Origin of the sequence: Streptomyces vastus (assembly GCF_039532825.1) — a bacterium.
GTDB lineage: Bacteria > Actinomycetota > Actinomycetes > Streptomycetales > Streptomycetaceae > Streptomyces > Streptomyces vastus.
This window is the reverse complement of the sequence record NZ_BAAASJ010000081.1, coordinates 89,265-107,344: the sequence shown is the minus strand read 5'-3', so window position 1 is coordinate 107,344 and position 18,080 is coordinate 89,265. Positions and strand designations below refer to the sequence as shown.

14 protein-coding genes and 1 pseudogene are annotated in these 18,080 nt (G+C 68.2%); 3 read left to right on the top strand and 12 right to left on the bottom strand.

Features of this window, described 5'->3' with window-relative positions; translation table 11 throughout:
• Window positions 1–2: 2 nt before the first annotated feature.
• The 4 genes from ABD357_RS29505 to ABD357_RS29485 form a co-directional block, all read right to left on the bottom strand.
• Complete coding sequence (locus ABD357_RS29505; RefSeq protein ID WP_425585054.1) at window positions 3–2,555, bottom strand: hypothetical protein; 2,553 nt, start codon at window positions 2,553–2,555, stop codon at window positions 3–5.
• Between the two features lie 166 nt (window positions 2,556–2,721).
• Entirely contained in the window at window positions 2,722–3,162 is a 441-nt protein-coding gene (locus tag ABD357_RS29495; protein ID WP_344394062.1) for a DUF6113 family protein, read from the bottom strand.
• Complete coding sequence (gene mshB / locus ABD357_RS29490) at window positions 3,162–4,094, bottom strand: N-acetyl-1-D-myo-inositol-2-amino-2-deoxy-alpha-D-glucopyranoside deacetylase (protein ID WP_344394061.1); 933 nt, start codon at window positions 4,092–4,094, stop codon at window positions 3,162–3,164. The genes ABD357_RS29495 and mshB overlap by 1 nt, the downstream gene beginning before the upstream one ends.
• 148 nt (window positions 4,095–4,242) lie before the next feature.
• Window positions 4,243–4,437, bottom strand: coding sequence for a DUF2304 family protein (locus ABD357_RS29485; protein ID WP_033319939.1), 195 nt, complete (start codon window positions 4,435–4,437; stop codon window positions 4,243–4,245).
• A gap of 156 nt (window positions 4,438–4,593) precedes the next feature.
• Here ABD357_RS29485 and ABD357_RS29480 point away from each other — a divergent pair, with 156 nt between their 5' ends.
• On the top strand, window positions 4,594–6,741 hold the full coding sequence (locus ABD357_RS29480) for a S9 family peptidase (protein ID WP_344394060.1): 2,148 nt from the start codon (window positions 4,594–4,596) through the stop codon (window positions 6,739–6,741).
• A gap of 246 nt (window positions 6,742–6,987) precedes the next feature.
• On the opposite strand, the gene ABD357_RS29475 is transcribed toward ABD357_RS29480, so the two are convergent.
• Entirely contained in the window at window positions 6,988–7,368 is a 381-nt protein-coding gene (locus tag ABD357_RS29475) for a VOC family protein (protein WP_344394059.1), read from the bottom strand.
• 153 nt (window positions 7,369–7,521) lie between these two features.
• Here ABD357_RS29475 and ABD357_RS29470 point away from each other — a divergent pair, with 153 nt between their 5' ends.
• Window positions 7,522–7,866 (top strand): hypothetical protein, encoded by a 345-nt coding sequence (locus tag ABD357_RS29470; RefSeq protein ID WP_344394058.1) that lies wholly within the window; start codon window positions 7,522–7,524, stop codon window positions 7,864–7,866.
• 274 nt (window positions 7,867–8,140) lie between these two features.
• Here ABD357_RS29470 and ABD357_RS44875 read toward each other — a convergent pair.
• Window positions 8,141–8,677: pseudogene (locus tag ABD357_RS44875) on the bottom strand (DUF5753 domain-containing protein); the annotation flags it as partial.
• Between ABD357_RS44875 and ABD357_RS29465 the strand changes: the two are divergent.
• Entirely contained in the window at window positions 8,621–9,205 is a 585-nt protein-coding gene (locus tag ABD357_RS29465) for a Uma2 family endonuclease (RefSeq protein WP_344394057.1), read from the top strand. The pseudogene ABD357_RS44875 and the gene ABD357_RS29465 sit on opposite strands and share 57 nt — an antisense overlap.
• 104 nt (window positions 9,206–9,309) lie before the next feature.
• On the opposite strand, the gene ABD357_RS29460 is transcribed toward ABD357_RS29465, so the two are convergent.
• The 6 genes from ABD357_RS29460 to typA all read right to left on the bottom strand — a co-directional run bounded on the left by ABD357_RS29460 (window position 9,310) and on the right by typA (window position 17,917).
• Complete coding sequence (locus ABD357_RS29460; protein ID WP_344394056.1) at window positions 9,310–10,446, bottom strand: ABC transporter ATP-binding protein; 1,137 nt, start codon at window positions 10,444–10,446, stop codon at window positions 9,310–9,312.
• Between the two features lie 13 nt (window positions 10,447–10,459).
• Window positions 10,460–11,521, bottom strand: a complete 1,062-nt coding sequence (locus tag ABD357_RS29455; RefSeq protein ID WP_344394055.1) for an ABC transporter ATP-binding protein — start codon at window positions 11,519–11,521, stop codon at window positions 10,460–10,462.
• 10 nt (window positions 11,522–11,531) lie between these two features.
• Entirely contained in the window at window positions 11,532–12,509 is a 978-nt protein-coding gene (locus ABD357_RS29450) for an ABC transporter permease (protein ID WP_344394054.1), read from the bottom strand.
• A 111-nt stretch (window positions 12,510–12,620) separates the two neighbouring features.
• Window positions 12,621–14,423: an ABC transporter substrate-binding protein gene (locus ABD357_RS29445; protein ID WP_344394053.1), complete on the bottom strand. Its 1,803-nt coding sequence runs from the start codon at window positions 14,421–14,423 to the stop codon at window positions 12,621–12,623.
• A gap of 101 nt (window positions 14,424–14,524) precedes the next feature.
• On the bottom strand, window positions 14,525–15,562 hold the full coding sequence (locus ABD357_RS29440) for an ABC transporter permease (RefSeq protein ID WP_344394052.1): 1,038 nt from the start codon (window positions 15,560–15,562) through the stop codon (window positions 14,525–14,527).
• A gap of 447 nt (window positions 15,563–16,009) precedes the next feature.
• Window positions 16,010–17,917 carry a translational GTPase TypA gene (gene typA, locus ABD357_RS29435; RefSeq protein ID WP_344394051.1) on the bottom strand — a complete coding sequence of 636 codons (1,908 nt, stop codon included), beginning with the start codon at window positions 17,915–17,917 and terminating at the stop codon, window positions 16,010–16,012.
• Window positions 17,918–18,080 lie beyond the last annotated feature (163 nt).

The window sequence follows — 18,080 nt, the reverse complement described above, 5'->3', positions numbered from 1 at the left end:
GGTCAGCTCGGGTTGGTCTCGATGACCCCGATGCGCTCCTCGGGCGTCTTGCCGCGCAGAGCCTTGCCCAGTGCGGAGACGACGTCCTGCGGCAGGACGTCACGCTTCCCACTCGCGCCCTCGATCTGCACGTCGTCGAAGGTGGTGCCGTACGCCTCCTTGAGCGCCTCGAGGTCGTACGTCTCCACGAGCTTGCCCTTGACGGCCTTGAACCCGAGGATCTTCGGCAGTGAAACGGGTCCGAACTGGATGCTGTGTGCCGCGTCGGTCTGAACGGTGGCGAGCTCGGACATCGCCGGCTCCGCGAACTCCTTCATCTTCCGGTCGACTTCGGCCTTCGTGACCGTCGGCTCCTTCGTCGTGGTCGGAACCTGAACGGCGCCCGGATCGCCGGTCGCCACCTGCCTGCGGTACGCCTCCTCGACGGCCTTCGTCGACTGGCCGATGGCGATGGACTTGCCCGGCTTGCCGTACACGGGGACGGCCTTGCCCGACTCGAACTTGATCGTGCCCTCGGTCGCCGTTCCGGCGCCGCCCGCGGCGCGCTCCAGGGCGGCCCGCAGCTTCTCCTCGTCGACGGGCATCTCCGGTTCGACGACGCGCTCGCCGCCGAACAGCGAGCCGATCACCGACACGGGGTTGTAGTCGCTGCCCGCAGCGGCACGCACCGTGGACTGGGTGTCGAACTGAAGGCCCGCCTGGCCCGGCTGGAGCGACACCGTCTCGCCGTCGACGGACAGCTTCAACGGTGCGTCCATACGTTTCCCGAAGGCGTCGTCGAGCTTGTTGACGGCCTCGTCGCGGGTGCCGCCGCCGATGTCGACGCCGAACACGGTGGTGTTCTTGGGCACGTCGGAGTGGTTCATGAGCAGCCCGGCGCCGTACGCGATACCGGCAACGCCCACCACGCCGGCCCCAAGGAGCACCAGCTTGTTGCGCCCCTTCTTCTTCGGCTTCGAGGCCGCGGGCACGGTCGGCGAGACCGGCTCGGGCAGCTTCGGGGGCTGGTGCGGCATCGGGCCGTCGGAGCGCGCACCGGGCCCGAACGGGTTCTGGTGCGACGGTACGACGGGAATGCCGCTGGTCAGGGTGTGCCCGGAGACGTTCTCCCCGGGCCCGCCGCCGTAACCGGGCGGTTCGGGCGCCGGCTTCTGCGGGGTGAGGATCGCGGTGTCGTCACTCATCCCACCGCCGGGACGACCTGGGCCGCCGGGGCCACCGGCCGGAGCGCCGGATCCGCCGGGCCCGTTCGGACCACTCAGGGAACCCGGGCCACCCGGGCCTCCGGGACGACCAGGGCCACCGGCCGGGGCGCCGGACCCACCGGCGCCTCCAGGACCATTCGGACCCCCGGGACGACCGGGATCAGCTGCCGGGGCGCCGGATCCGCCGGGACGGCCCGGAGCATTCGGGCCACCCGCACCGTTCGGACCACTCAGGGAACCGGGGCCACCCGGGCCTCCGGGGCCACCGACCGGAGCGCCGGATCCGCCAGGCCCGCCAGGAGCACCCGGTCCGCCGGAAGCACCATGGACGCCCAGACCTCCCGGCCCACCGACCCCACCAGGGCCCCCGAAACTGTCGGGGCCGCCCTGGCCTCCCGGCCGCCCGGCGCCGCCAGGCGCCGCCATCGGCCCGTCGCCCGTGACCGGTCCACCGGTCGGCCTCGAGGGGCCGCCCGGACCACCAGGACCGCCGTGGGCACCCCGGCCCCCTTCGGAGAAGAACGGCAGATCATCGCGCCGCGACGCATCGTCACCGGCACCGCCGCCGTTGGCTCCGTTCGCGTTCCCGGGACCACCCCCGCTACCGGCCCCCAGCGGCCCCGCCGCCAGCACACCGGAAACGTCGAAGGACCCGGTACCGCCGCCATGCCCGGGCGCCACAGCACTGGTGCCGCCCGCACCGGGCAGCCCCGCACCGTTCGTACCGTTCGAGCTCGCACCACCGGAACCGGGCCGAGGCGCTCCACCAGGACGCACACCCGTACTCCCGGGACGAGCGCCGGCAGCGCCCGACCCACCGGAGACACCCGAGCCCGTACCAGCCGAACCGCCGGAGGCACCGGCCCCGTTGGTCGAGCCACCGCCCTGACCGCCCTTGGGCGCACCGGACTTACGAGGAGCGAACCAGTCGCTCGTCTTCTCCTCGGCGGCGGCGCCGGAGCCTGGAGAGGGCGCGGGATCCGGGGGCTTGGGCGCACCCGCGGAAGCGCTCGGCCCCGGCTCGGCCGCGGCAGACGCCGATCTGGGCGAGCCGGCCGACCCGTTGGCACCCGTCGCACTCTTCGAACCGCTGCCGGAACTCTCCGAGTCCCCGACGGGCGTCCGCACGACGACCGGCGGAATGGGCCTCGATCCAGGGATGTTGATCCGGATCCGCGTCGTCAGCGTGGTCTCGGTCTTGATTTCCTCCGGCCGTTCACCAGCGGAACGCCCCGCGTCAGCACCGTCTTCGGAACCCATGGGGGTCCCGTACGGCGGCGTACCCGACGGGTAGGCGGTTCCGCCGCGCCCGTTGGGCCCGGAGGACGAACTGTCAGTTTCACGACTCAAGGCAGGTTCTCCCGGTTGGCTCCGCCGCCCGTGTACTCGACCTCAACCTCGTTTCGGGCGGCTCGGCGGCGCGCACCACCATACTGGCCGCCTCTGGTGCTTATCCGGCGACCGCTGAGGAAACCCACACCGGACCCCCACGCGCGTTCTGCGGCGAAGTAGTACGTCACTTGCCAAGTCGGGCGGCGGAGCCAGGTGGTTGCCGCCCCGCACCAAGGGTGGCGCACATCACAGCCACAGCCATCCCACCGAGCAGGAAGAGGTAGGACCCGGCTCCCGCGGCGAAGAGGAAGTCGCCTTCCGGACGGCTGGCGGTGAGCAGGACGACGGCGACCATCCACCCGGCCGCGGGCGCCACCGCCCCAGCCCGGCTGCCGAGCGCCCGCGCCCCGCCCAGGAAGAGCCCGGCCGCACCGGCGAGCGCGAGCAGCAACCCGCCCGGGAACCAGCCGGATTGAACCAGTCCCCCGGCCGCCCCGACCACGGCACCCAGCACAAACAGCCCCAGATACGCGGCGATCCGTGCACCCGAGGGCGGCGCCAACGGCTGGGCGAGCATGCTCCCCGTACCGGCGCTGCGCGCACTTGATCTGTTCGCCGTACTCATCACGCATTCACCTCAGAAGTCCCTGAAATACCCGAAGTCCCCGGAATTCCCGGAATTCCCGCAAACAGGTCCGTCTCCGGCTCCCCGGTACGCGCCCCACCCCGTTCACCTCGCACCAACTCGTAGTACTCCACGAGGAAAATCGGCTGCGCGAGCTGGTTCGACAGCGCGAACCACGGCTCGACGACCTCGATCTGCGTGGCGTGCGCCCGCATCGCCGCGGCCTTGGCGGCGGCGTGTGCCGTGCCGTCGATCTCCGTCGTGATCAGGTTGTCGTCCACCACGCCCGGCACGTCGTCGACGGCGGCGGAGGCCGGGAAGGGCAGTTCGTCCAGTACGTCCTTCAGGCGCGCGAAGGCCTCTTCGGCCACGGAGCGCGGTACGCGGTTCCAGTAGATCTTCGTGATCGTCCACGGTGTGCCGAGGTCCGGGCGGAAGTCCCGCTCGGCGGCCAGGTCCGCGGCGCGCATCGCGACCCGGTGGGCCTGGATGTGGTCGGGGTGGCCGTAACCGCCGTCAGGGTCGTAGGTGACCAGCACCTGGGGGCGTACCTCGCGGATCACGCCGACGAGTTCCGCGGCGGCCTCGTCGAGGTCCGCCTGCCAGAAGCAGCGCGGGTCGTCGTTGTCGGCCAGGCCCATCATCCCGGAGTCCTGGTGGCGGCCGGGGCCGCCGAGGGAGCGGAAGTCGTGCACGCCGAGTACGGCCATCGCCGCCGCGAGTTCCGTGCGGCGGTGGCTGCCGAGGGCCTCGCCCGTCAGATGGGCGAGCTCGGGCGGGATGACCTCGCCCCGCTCGCCCAGCGTGCAGGTCACCAGGGTGACGTGGGCACCCTCGGCCGCGTACCGGGCCATGGTCGCGCCGTTGTTGATCGACTCGTCGTCCGGGTGCGCGTGCACCAGGAGTAGTCGGCGGCCGGGCAGTTCCGTCATGGGCCCACCCTATGAGCCCCGGCGGTACGCGGCTCCCTGAGCCCCGTCCGTACGAGGCTCCCCGGGCGTCAGTCCGTACGGGCCTCCCCCGGCCCTGCCCCCCCGGACCGCGGCGCATGCCTATGAAGCGCGGCTCATGAGGCACGCCTCAGAACTTGATGTCCCCGATCATGCCCGCGATGTTCGACGTCACCTCGCTGATCGTGGGCGCGATCGTCGAACTGGCCAGATAGAAGCCGAACAGGACGCAGACGACCGCGTGCCCGGCCTTCAGCCCTGATTTCTTGACCAGCAGGAAGACGATGATCGCCAGCAGCACCACCGCCGAAATCGAGAGTGCCACGGCGGTTCACCTCCAAGATTCCCGGGGACGCGTTTGGTCAGTACGGCAGCCAGCAGGTTCATACCCAGGCAGCGCCATTGATCATAACTATCCATCCGTGCGCATCGATCGGCGCACAGCCGCACAAGGGGGCGCATGGCCAATATGGTCGGGGGCATGACCACCGAGCCTCTCTCCTTTCCGCGCCGGCAGGCACGCACCCTGCGCTTCACGCTCGGCGCGCCCCGCGCCTTCACCGTGGCGCCCGACGGTTCCCGGGTCGTGTTCCTGCGGTCCCGCTCGGGCACGGACCGGGCGAATCTGCTGTGGGTCCTCGATGTCCCGGACGGCACGGAGGGCGGTGAGTCCGGAGGCCGGGAGAGGGTGGCCGCCGACCCGCAGGCGCTGCTCGGCGGCGCCGTCGAGCGGCTGTCGGCCGAGGAGAGAGCGCGCCGGGAGCGCAGCCGGGAGGGCGGCGCGGGCATCGTCGGCTATGCCACCGACAGGGCGGTGGAGCTGGCGACCTTCGCGCTGTCCGGGCGGCTTTTCACAGCCGAGCTGCGGGCCGGTACGGCACGTGAACTGCCCGTTCCAGGCCCCGTGCTGGACCCGCGTCCATCCCCCGACGGACGGCTTGTGGCGTACGTCACCGGGGGCGCCCTGCGGGTGACCGGCGCAGAGGGCGAAGGTGACCGGGCGCTCGCGGAACCCGAATCGGAGACGGTGACGTACGGCCTGGCCGAGTTCATCGCGGCGGAAGAGATGGGCCGTTCGCGCGGCTTCTGGTGGTCGCCCAACTCCGACCGGCTGCTGGTCGCGCGGGCCGACGACGCGCCCGTACGCCGCTGGTGGATCGCCGACCCCGCGCGGCCCGATCGGGCTCCGCAGCAGGTCGCGTATCCGGCGGCCGGAACCGACAACGCGGACGTACGCCTCTTCGTGTTCGGGCTCGACGGGGCGCGTACGGAGGTCGTGTGGGACCGGGCGCGCTACCCCTATCTGGCACGCGTGCACTGGTCGGCGGCCGGGGCACCGCTCCTGCTCGTACAGGCGCGGGACCAGAGGAGCCAGCTCTATCTGGCCGTGGATCCCGACACCGGGGCGACCCGGATGGTGCACGCGGACGAAGATCCACAATGGCTGGATCTGTTCCCCGGCGTGCCGTGCTGGAGCCCCGGCGGACAGCTCGTGCGAATTGCCGACGAGGGCGGGGCGCGGGTGCTCGCGGTCGGGGAACGCCCGCTGACGGGACCGCAGTTGCACGTACGCGCGATGCTCGACGTCTCGGACGACGACGTGCTGGTGGCCGCGTCGGCGGGCGAGGCGGCGGCCACTCCCGAGACCGGTGAGGTCCACGTCTACCGAGTCAACGACCTTGGCGTGGAACGGCTTTCGCAGGAGCCCGGGGTGCACTCTGCGGTGCGCTCCGGCCCCGTGACGGTGCTCGTCTCGGCCGTCCCCGACCGGCCGGGCGCCCAGGTGCGGGTGCTGCGCGAGGGCAAGGCGACGGCGACTGTGGCCTCGTACGCCGAAGACCCCGGACTGAGCCCGCGCGTGAGACTCACGGAGGCGGGCGAGCGCCGCGTGCCGTGCGCCGTCGTGCTCCCCACGGGCCACACCGACGGCGACGGTCCGCTGCCGGTCCTGATGGACCCGTACGGCGGCCCGCACGGACAGCGGGTGCTGGCCGCGCACAACCCGTACCTCACCTCACAGTGGTTCGCCGACCAGGGCTTCGCGGTGATCGTCGCGGACGGGCGCGGCATGCCGGGCCGCTCGCCCGCTTGGGAGAAGGCGATCAAGGACGACATGGCCGCGATCGTCGTGGACGACCAGATCCACGCGCTCCAGGCGCTCGCCGAGCGCTTCCCACTGGACCTGAACCGTGTCGCCATCCGCGGCTGGTCGTTCGGCGGCTATCTGGCGGGCCTGGCGGTGCTGCGCCGCCCCGACGTCTTCCACACGGCCGTCGTGGGCGCCCCGGTCACCGACCAGCGCCTGTACGACACCCACTACACGGAGCGCTACCTGGGCGACCCGAACCGGCAGCCCGAGGTCTACGCCGCGAACTCCCTGATCGACGACAACGGCCTTGTCGGCGCCGCCGAGCCGGCCCGCCCGATGATGATCATCCACGGCCTGGCCGACGACAACGTAGTGGTCGCCCACAGCCTGCGCCTGTCGTCAGCCCTACTGGCCGCAGGCCGCCCCCACGAGGTCCTGCCCCTCTCCGGAGTCACGCACATGACTCCGCAGGAACAGGTGGCCGAGAACTTGCTGCTGCTCCAGGTGGACTTCCTACGACGCGCTCTGAATCTGGGCTGAGCTGCAAGAAATCCGCAGAGCACCGCAACCATCAATTGAGAAACCACGACGAAGCACCAGCCAGGTCCGCGAGAGCGGCGCCGGTTTAGGCGCAAAAAACGGCGACCGGCCGGGGAGACATGGCGCGCCCCGGCCGGTCTACGGCACCCGCACGGCCGTACGCTGTCGAGCTTGACGCGTCCGTATATCGGTATCGGGTCGGCGAAGTTGCCTACGTGTTAACGCAGTTGATGTGCATTTGTGCCACTATGCCGACTCCGCCGTGGACACTCCGCGCTCCACACAGAATTCGTTGCCCTCTGGATCGGCCAGAGTGACCCACCCCCCGCCGTCGGGCCGGGTGTGGTCGTTGAGCAGCCGCGCTCCGAGCGCGAGCGCCCGCTCGACTTCCTGGGCACGGGTACGCTCCTTCGGCTTCATATCCAGGTGAAGCCGGTTCTTGGCCGTCTTGCCCTCCTCGACCCGCACGAAGAGCAGCGCGGGACCGCCGGCGGGGTCCGCGATGAGGGCCTCCGGGTCGCCGGGCTTGTCGTCATCGGCCAGAGGACGTTCCAGGAGGCGGCTCCAGAAGAGGCCCAGGTCGTAGGGGTCTCCGGTGCAGTCGAAGGTGATCTTGTCTATGTTCAACTTACTCCTTCACAGGGGTGGTTGTGGTCGCGGGGAACATTCCCCGGTCGCTGCTCCCGTGTCGAACGATTAAATGGACCGTGCCCCTTCACCTGCGCGGAACGGTCCTGCCCGACGGCGTCATACGTGACCGGGAGCGTCCTACGGAGAAGCATGGCGAAGAACCGCATCACCCTCACCCTCGATCCTGGCGAGGACGCCGCGATCCGCAAAGCCGCGACCGACTACGGTCTGGATCTCTCCGCATTCCTGCGCACCGCGCCACTCGCCGAGGTGACGCGGTACTGGCGCGTCCGGGACCGGTTCTCGGAGGTGGACGCGGTCAGCCGCGCTGCCGAGGAGAGCACGCCCGACGACGTCTCGCCCGCCGTAGCCCCCGAGGACGACGCCGCCATGGATGCCTACCTGGCTGCCATCGACGGCGGCTTCGGCACCCGGGGCAGCTACGCCGGTCGACTCCTTGCGGGACCTCCGGACGGCAAACCCACGCTGCTCTGACGCTACGGCGGACTGGTGGGCGACAGTTCGAGCGGTTGGTCGCAGGGATCAACTCCGGGGAATCACGCCAGGCTTGATCCCGACAAGCAGCGCCGCGAGGGCGGACGGAGCGGCGGTGGCTCGGCTCATTCCTGATTGCCTTTCTTGATCTCGGCAATGAGGTCGAGCCCCTCCTGTAGCGCCTCGTCGAACTCGGGGTCCGTGAAGGCGCGGATGCTGCCGGCATAGGTTTTGATGACGTCGGCGACCTGGTGGAGACGAAGGGAACGGGACCGTCGAAGGGCAGCACCTGAATCGTGACGTGAGGCAAGCGCGAGAGTTCGATCAGGCGCACCAACTGGTCACGCATGACATGCCGGTCTCCGTACGACGGGAGCAACGCGGCCTCGTGAACGATGGCGCGAACGCGGGGAGGGTTCTCACCTCGCAAGATCCGCTGCCGCGCAACCCGGAACTCGACGGCCCTGTCATGCTCGACATCCTCCGCCCTCGCATAGCACTGGCGATGAATCACCGACGCGTACGTCTCAGTCTGGAACAACCCCGGGACGAAGAACGGCTCGTAGCAGACGATGTCCGCGGCGCCGTCCTCCAGTTCGGCCAGATCCAACAGCGAGGGACGTACGCGGTCCCGGTACTCCGTCCACCATCCCTTGCCTGACCTGCCGCCCAGCTCGACGATGCCCCGGCCCAGCCCTCGGCCCTCGAACCCGCCGATGAGACGCCGCGAGCACCTGCTCGCTACTCTCAGGACATGGACTACGCGAAGATGCGCGCTATCGCGGAGGAGCTCACGGCGTACGCCGAGCACCTTGAGGGATCCTGGAACGTGGAAATCGGCCCCTCTGGCCCCTTCCTCACGATGATGAGCCCCTCGAAGCGCCATGAGGGCACGGTGCGCCGCATCCGCAACCAGCTCAACGATCAGCTCCCGGACACCCACCCCGGCTACGTCTGCGAGAACGGCCCCGAGATCGAGCACCCGGCAATCGGCCGCATGCGGTGCCCGGACGCCGTGGTCATCCCCGAGGACGTACTCGACGAGGAGGGCCTGGCCGTCGACGCAACGCAGGTGCTGGCGGTCGTCGAGATCGTCTCGCCGTCCAACCCGAACAACGACTACGGCGAGAAGCTCACTGAATACCCCGCCATGGGCATCGCCCACTACATGATCGTCGACCCTCGCACCGGCACCATCGAGGTGCACACGGGCCCTTGCAAGAACCGCTACCAGGACAAGGACCCGTACATCTTCGGAGACGCCGTACCCTTCGGCCCCTGGACGGTGGAGACCGCCGCCTTTCGCCGCTACGGCAAGACGGAGAACCGGCCTGACTGACGATTCGCCCGTCGAGCGGTGTGCGAACGGCTCGCACACCGGACGGCAGGGCGTGCAGATGTGACAGTTTCCCCGGAACTGTCACATCTTCGCGGATGCCTGGGTCAGGCCTTCGTGACCTTCGCGTCCACCTCAGTCGCGCCCTGCTCCAGCGCCTTCAGCGCCGGGTCCATCACCACGTCCTCGTCCCGCGCCTCCGTGGTCGGTTCCTCCGGGAAGTGGCATGCCGTCAGGTGGCCGCCGCGGTTGCCGGAGAGCTGGATCAGCGGGGGCTCCTCGCTGGCGCACTTGTCCTGCGCCTTCCAGCAGCGTGTACGGAAACGGCAGCCGGACGGCGGGTGGATCGGCGAGGGCACGTCACCGGCGAGCCGGATGCGCTCGCGGTCCTCGGAGTCCTCGGTGGCGACCTCGGGGACCGCCGAGAGCAGGGCGTGGGTGTAGGGGTGCCGGGGCCGGTTGTAGATCGAGTCCCGGTCGCCGACCTCCACGATCTTGCCGAGGTACATGACCGCGACGCGCTGCGAGAAGTGGCGCACGATGGCGAGGTCGTGGGCGATGAAGAGGAAGGCGATGCCCATCTCCTGCTGGACCTTCTGCAGCAGGTTGACGACCTGCGCCTGGATCGACACGTCCAGGGCCGACACCGGTTCGTCCGCGACGATCAGCTTCGGCTGGAGAGCCAGGGCCCGGGCCACGCCGATGCGCTGGCGCTGACCGCCGGAGAACTCGTGCGGGAAGCGGTTGTAGTGCTCGGGGTTGAGTCCGACGAGCTCCAGGAGTTCGCGTACGCGCTTCTCGCGGCCGCCCTCCGGGTTGATGTCGTTGACCTCCATCGGCGACCTGATGATGGTGCCGACGGTTTGCCGCGGGTTCAGCGAGGAGTACGGGTCCTGGAAGATCATCTGGATCTCGGAGCGTACGGGGGCGAGCTGCTTGCGCGAGGCGTGCGTGATGTCCTGGTCCGCGTACGTGATCTTGCCGTCGGTCGGCTCCAGGAGCCGGGTGATGAGCCGGCCCGTGGTCGACTTGCCACAGCCCGACTCGCCGACCAGGCCGACGCTCTCGCCGACCCCGACGGACAGGTCGACTCCGTCGACGGCCTGTACGGCGCCGACTTTTCGTTTGATCGGGAAGCCGCCGTAGATCGGGAAGTGCTTGGTCAGGCCCTCGACGCTGAGGAGCGTCTCGGCCGCGGTACCGGTCGAGTCCTTCGGTGCGGGGAGGGTGAGGTTGTCGCTCATGTCTCGGTTCTCCCTAGCGCAGCCGGGGCTGGATCTGGTCGATGAAGATGGTCTGCTTCTGCTCGGCCGTGAGGTGGCAGGCGGCGGCGCGGCCGTCGGCCAGCGAGGGCCGCTCGTCGGTGCAGCGATTGCCCGCGACCTTGTCCGTGAAGGCGCAGCGGGGGTGGAAGGGGCAGCCCGAGGGCGGGTTGAGGAGGCTGGGCGGCGACCCGGGGATCGGGCTGAGCGCCTCGTTGAGGTCGCCGCCGAGCCTCGGCATCGAGCTCAACAGGCCCCAGGTGTACGGATGCTGGGGCTGCCGGAGCACCTCGCGGGTGCTGCCGCGCTCCACGGCCCGGCCCGCGTACATCACCAGCAGGTCGTCGGCCATGTGCGAGATGACGCCGAGGTCATGGGTGATGAAGATGATCGCGGAGCCGAACTCCTGCTGTAGATCCCTGAGCAGGTCCAGGATCTGCGCCTGCACGGTCACGTCGAGCGCGGTGGTCGGCTCGTCGGCGATCAGCAGGTCGGGGTCGCACATCAGCGACATGGCGATCATCGCGCGCTGGCGCATACCGCCGGAGAACTGGTGCGGGTAGTCGTCGAAGCGCGTCTTGGGCTGCGGGATGCCGACCTTGTCGAGCATCTCGATCGCCCGGACCTTCGCCTCCTTCTTGGAGGCTCCGGTGTGCTTCATGAACGGCTCGGACAGCTGGCGGCCCACCGTGTAGTACGGCGAGAGCGCGGTCAGCGGGTCCTGGAAGATCATCGCGGCCTTGTTGCCGCGGAGCTTCTCCATCTCCTTCTCGGAGGCGGTGATCAGCTCCTTGCCGTCCAGGACGATCTCGCCCTCGACGGTGGTGGTCTTGGGGCTGTGCAGCCCGAGGATCGTCAGGTTGGTGACGGACTTGCCGGAGCCCGATTCGCCGACGATGCCCAGCGTCTTACCGCGCTCGACGTCGAACGAGAGGCCGTCGACCGCCTTGACGACGCCGTCCTCGGTGGAGAACCGGACGTGCAGATCGCGCACCGAGAGAAAGGGGTTCGACCCGGTCTGGGGCGGTGTGCCCGCGGTCTTGGTGAGTGTGGTCACGGTCGTTCTCCTAGGACAGGCGCACGCGCGGGTCGATGTAGGCGTAGGCGAGGTCCACGATGATGTTCAGCAGCAGGATGAAGAAGGCCCCGAACATCATCACCCCCATCGTCAGCGGGATGTCCTTGTTCAGCGAGGACTCCACCGCGAGACGGCCGAGACCGGCCAGATCGAAGGTGAACTCGGTGACCACGGCGCCGGAGAGCAGGGCGCTGAGGTCGATGCCGACGATGGTGACGATGGGGATCAGCGAACCACGCCAGGCGTAGCGGAAGAACACATACCGCCGGGCCATGCCCTTGGCGCGCGCGGTGCGGACATGGTCCTCCTGGAGCTGTTCGATCATCGTCGAGCGCGACATACGGGTGTACTGGGCGGTGAAGATTGTCGCCATGACCACCCAGGGGATCAGCAGGCCGATGAACCAGGCGCCCGGACTGTCGAACGGCGAGACGTACTTGGGGTTCTCCATCCAGCCCGAGCTGTAGACCAGGATGCCGAGCACGATCGGACCGAGCAGGTAGATCTGGAACGAACTGAGGACGATCGAGGCGCCGCTGAGCACCTTGTCGACGAAGGTGCCCCGCTTCCAGGCGGCGAGCATGCCGGTGCCGAGGCCGACCACCAGGAAGACCACCAAGCCGCCGAGCGTCAGCGACAGCGTCAGCGGGAAGCGGTCCATGATCGAGTCCCAGACGAAGTCGCCACTGGCGAAGGACTGGCCCAGGCACGGGGCCGGGCAGTGGCCCGCCGGGAAGTCGCGTCCGGCCACGATGCCCGACATGAACTCCCAGAACTGGGCGGTGATGGGCTTGTCGAGACCGAGATTCTCGCGGATCACCTCAATGTTCTGCGGGGTGCAGTTCTTTCCGCAGGCGAGCTGGGCGAAGTCTTGCGGGATCGAATAGAAGAGGAAGAACGTAAAGGCGCCGATCAGGAACATGATGACGACGGCGCCGGTCAACCTGCGGATCAGAAAGGGAAGCATGGCGGGCGGCTGCTCTCTCAAGAAGGCGGGGGGGACGGCGTGAGGGGTGCGTGACCCGCGGGGGTGCGCTCCGCCTGGCGCGCACCCCCGCGGACTGGCCGAACTGGGCCGCTACGGCTTCTTCAGGTAGAGGTCGTTGACGTTGATGTAGCTGCCCTCCGTGTCATAGGAGGTGCCACCGATGTTCGACCCGAAGATCTGGATCGTCTTGGAGTAGTAGACCGGGGCACCGGGGTTGATGTCCTCCACCAGACGGTGGTGGGCCTTCTCCCAGGTCTTCGCGGCCGCCTCGGGCTCCTCGTTCAGTGCCTGCTTGATCAGGTCGTTGATCTGCTTGTCGTCGACGTGCGAGTAGTTCGGGCTGCCGTCGGCGACCAGGCCACCGTCGTAGACCGGCGTGATGACGGTGGACGGGGACGGCCAGTCCTGACCCCAGCCGGTCATGTAGAGGTCGTACGGGTTGTCCAGCTTGCCGATCTGCTCGTAGAACGTGGCGCGGTCGAGTTCCTTCGTCTGGACGTCGTAGCCCAGCTTCTTCAGCATGTCGCGGATGGTGAGCATCTGCTTCTGGCCGCGCGGGGTGTTGGAGTAGGCGTAGGTGAGCTTGGTGCCCTCCTTGACCCCGGCCTCCTTGAGGAGCTCCTTGGCCTTGTTCAGGTCGCCGTTGGGCTTCTTGAGCTTGCCGAACGGGTCGTACGTCGGGTCGAAGCCGGGCAGGGTCGGGGCGAACAGACCGCCAGCGATCTCACCGCCGTACTTGCCGCCGTCCGCCTGCACCATGGCAGCGGGGGGGATCGCGTAGGTGATCGCGTCCCGGACCTTCTTGTCCTTCATCTTGTCGCTGTCAAGGTTGAAGGACATTTGCCAGACGTAGGGCTGGTAGCCCTGGACGGTCCGCTTGTAGGTGGTCTTGTCGCTGACCACATCCTGCATCTGGGCGGTGTCCACCGGGTCGATGAACGAGATGGCGTTCTTGGCCTCGCCCTGGTCGGCCATGAGCCGCTTGGTCTGGCTCGCAACGCTGATGGTCAGCGGCATGTCATAGCCGTCGACGTGCTGGTGGCGCACCGAGTCGGTCTTCGGATCCCACTCGGTGTTCTTGACCAGCTTCATCGACTTGCCGGCCTTGAACTCGGAGATCTTGTAGGGGCCGAGCGACGCGGGCGCCTTGTCGTACTTCTCCTTGGTGTCCTGCTTCTCCGGAACGATCGAGTAGCCGGGCATGGCCAGGGCCTGCGGGAGGTCCGGCCGGGGCTGGTTGAAGTGGAAGACGACGGTCTTGTCGTCCGGAGTCTCCAGGACCGAGTCGGGCAGGTGCTTGTTCTTGAACGGACCGTCCGGCAGCGCCTTGCGGTAGTCGTTGCCGGAGAGCCAGGTCTGGATGTAGTTCGGGCCGTCGAAGATGAACTTCGCGTACATCCGCTCGATAGTGTGGCGGACGTCCTTGGACGTGATGACGTTCCCGTCCTCGTCCTTGATGCCGTCCTTGAGAGTGTACGTCCAGGTCTTGCCGCTGTCGGAGGACTTGCCGGAGTCGGTGGCGATGTCGCCAACAACGGTCAGGTTGCCTTCCGCGTCCTGCCGGAAGTCGGTGAGGCCGCGGAAGATCAGCGAGCCGAGCTGTTTCCCGTCGCTGACGTAGATCTGGCCCGGGTCCAAGTGGGTGAAGTCCGACTGCATGTAGGCGGTGATGGTGCCGCCTTCCTTGGCGCCGGCCACCGGCTTGGCCGGTCCGGTCGAGCCGGAGGCGTCGGCGTACTTGACAGGCTCCTGCTGCTTGGCCGCGTCCTTCTGCTCCTCGGTCTTGCCCTCGGACTTGTTGTCGCTGTTGCCGGAGCAACCGGTCAGCGCCAGGGCGCCGATCGCTGACGCGGCAACGATGACGCGCGCGGATCGTGATCGGAATGGCTTCATGATGCTGTGTGCACCTACCTGTCAGTTGTTATCCACATGTGCTGCCTGACGCATCCGGTTGCCCGGCGCGGGGGCGGCAGCCATCCCCCACCGATGGATGGTCACCGTCCGGTCTTGGGGTCGAATGCGTCCCGCACCGAGTCGCCGAGAAGGTTGAAGGCGAGGACGAAGACGAACAGGGCCACACCCGGGAAGAACATGAACGCCGGGTCCTGGTCGTAGATCTCGGTGGCGGTGGCGAACATCCGGCCCCAGTCGGGGGTCGGCTCCACGAAACCGACGCCGACGAAGGAGAGGAACGCGATGGTCAGGATGTTGCTGGGGAGCATGTAGGTGCTCTGCACCAGGATCGGGGTGACGATGTTCGGCAGGACCTCCTTGCGGACGATCCGCCAGGGCGAGGCCCCCGAGACCTTGGCCGCCTCGACGAACTCGCGCTCCCGCAGGCCCAGCACGGAGGAGCGGACCAGTCGGGCCATGCCCATCCAGCCCAGGAACCACAGGACCAGGATGATCACCACGGCCCGGAGGTAGGCGGGCGTCTCGTCCTTCGGGGACACGAAGAGCGCGGTCACGACCGGCATGAAGGCGATGAAGAACAGCTGGTTCGGGAAGGAGAGGAAGAAGTCGGTGACCCGGCCCAGCCAGTAGTCGACCCTGCCGCCGAAGTAGCCACCGACCATGCCGATGATGACGCCGGTGACGACCGTGGTCAGGGTGACCGCGAGCGCCATGAAGAGCGAGGTCCGCATCCCGTAGATCAGCATGGTGAACACATCGCGGCCCACGTTGGGCTCGACCCCGAACCAGAAGTCGCCGGAGACGCCGCCGAACGCACCCGTCGGCATGGCGAAGTCGTTCAGCAGGCCTGGGTACTCCGGCTCCTGCGCGTAGAGCGTGTACGGGTCCTTGCCGTACAGCTTGGAGATCACCGGGGCCAGCGCGGAGACGGCGAAGTAGAAAATCACTACACCGGCGGTGACCATGCCTGTACGGTCACGCTTGAATCGCTGCCACATCAACTGGCCGGGGGAACGGCCCTCAAGCTTCTTGGGCACGACGACCTCGGTGGTCGCCGCCAGCTCAGGGTCCAAGGCGACCGACGGGCCGGAGCCCTCGGCCTTGGTTGGACTGGTCATGTGTGTTCTTCCCCCGGGGGATGGAGAGCTGAGCCGAACTCAGATGTGAGCACAGCTCAGATATTGGCGCGTTCCGTGGTTTGAGGGGAACTTTCGCCAAGGGACTCAACGCGCGTCAAGGGCGGAAGGCATAGGGATCTCCCTACCGTCCATATTTTGAGCAAAAATTGCAAAGACTGACACCTGATCGCGCTTGACAGGTGAGACGGAACTTTCGCGTAACGGACATACAGGGAGCGTTTTCTGTTTACATGTCCGAAACTCGATCGCTGCCTCTCCGGTATACGAACGTCGCTGACAGCGCACGGACAGCGAATCCATGAGATCCCGCCAACCCGTCCCCCCGGTGTTCCCCCGCACAGGGCCTGAAGGCACACCGAAAACCCGGCTCTCCTCTCGGCGGAGAACCGGGTCAACCGGCTTTCACGGGTCCTCGCTGAGGAGGCGTCAGCCGTGCTTCGCCCGGCTGGCAGCCCGCGCGCGCTCCCGGCCGTCCAGCTTCACCTTGCGGATGCGGGCGGCCTCCGGGGTCACCTCGACGCACTCGTCGTCGCGGCAGAACTCCAGGGACTGCTCCAGGGAGAGCTTGCGCGGCGGGACGATCGCCTCGAACGAATCGGCCGAGGCCGACCGCATGTTGGTGAGCTTCTTCTCCTTGGTGATGTTCACGTCCATGTCGTCCGCGCGCGAGTTCTCGCCGACGATCATGCCCTCGTACACCTCGGTGCCCGGCTCCACGAAGAGCACACCACGCTCCTGAAGGTTCGTCATCGCGAACGCGGTGACGGCGCCGGCGCGGTCCGCGACCAGTGAGCCGTTGTTACGGGTCTGGAGGGCGCCGAACCACGGCTCGTGGCCCTCGTGGATGGAGTGCGCGATGCCCGTGCCGCGCGTGCTCGTCAGGAACTCCGTACGGAAGCCGATGAGGCCGCGGGACGGCACCACGAACTCCATGCGGACCCAACCGGAGCCGTGATTGGACATGTTGTCCATCCGGCCCTTGCGGACACCCATGAGCTGAGTGACCGCGCCCATGTGCTCCTCGGGCACGTCGATCGTCATGCGCTCGACCGGCTCGTGCAGCTTGCCGTCGATGTCCTTGGTGACGACCTGCGGCTTGCCGACCGTCAGCTCGTAGCCCTCCCGGCGCATGGTCTCGACGAGGATCGCGAGCGCCAGCTCACCGCGGCCCTGGACCTCCCAGGCGTCCGGGCGCTCGGTGTCCAGCACCCGCAGGGAGACGTTGCCGACCAGCTCTCGGTCCAGACGGTCCTTCACCTGACGGGCCGTGACCTTGCGGTCCTTGACGGCCGCCTTGGCGTCCGCGCCCTTGCCGGTGCCGCCACGGCCGACCAGCGGCGAGGTGTTCGTACCGATCGTCATCGAGATCGCCGGCTCGTCGACGGTGATGAGCGGCAGCGCGACGGGGTTCTCGGGGTCCGCGAGGGTCTCGCCGATCATGATGTCGGGGATACCGGCGACGGCGCAGATGTCACCGGGGCCGGCCTTCTCGGCGGGCTTGCGGGTCAGCGCCTCGGTCATCATCAGCTCGCTGATCCGTACGCTGCTGACGCTGCCGTCACGTTTGATCCAGGCGACCGTCTGGCCCTTGCGCAGCTCGCCCTGCTCGACGCGGAGCAGCGCGATACGGCCGAGGAAGTTGTCGGCGTCCAGGTTGGTGACGTGCGCCTGGAGGGGGGCCTCCTCGTCGTACGTCGGGGCCGGGACGTGCTCCAGGATCGTGGAGAAGAACGGCTCCAGGCTGTCGCTGTCGGCCGGGACGGTGCCGTCCTCCGGCTTGGTCAGCGAGGCGACGCCGTCACGTGCACACGCGTAGACGATGGGGAACTCGATCTGGTCCTCGTCGGCGTCGAGGTCCAGGAAGAGGTCGTACGCCTCGTTCACCACCTCGTCGATACGGGAGTCCGGGCGGTCCGTCTTGTTGATGCACAGGATGACGGGCAGCCGGGCCTGCAGGGCCTTGCGCAGCACGAAGCGGGTCTGCGGCAGCGGGCCCTCGGAGGCGTCGACGAGCAGGACCACCGCGTCGACCATCGACAGACCGCGCTCGACCTCGCCGCCGAAGTCGGCGTGGCCGGGGGTGTCGATGATGTTGATGGTGATGACGTCGCCGCCGGCCTTCGGGTGGTACTTCACCGCCGTGTTCTTGGCGAGGATCGTGATGCCCTTCTCACGCTCCAGGTCGTTCGAGTCCATCATGCGGTCGTCGAGCGACTCGGCGGCATGCGCGGCGAATGAACCGGCCTGCTTGAGCATGGCGTCGACCAGAGTGGTCTTGCCGTGGTCGACGTGGGCGACGATGGCGACGTTACGAATGTCGTGGCGCGTGGCCATAGTGAGGCGCTTCTCCCGGGGTGAGTGAACGGCCGACGCGTACATCTGTGTTACGCGGGCCCTGCCGGGCGGAACATGCCACGGCCTTACCCCATGGTACGGGGCCGCTGGCCGCTGGGGCTCCGCAGGGCTGGGTGAGGTCGTTCTCACGTGCGGGCGCGCT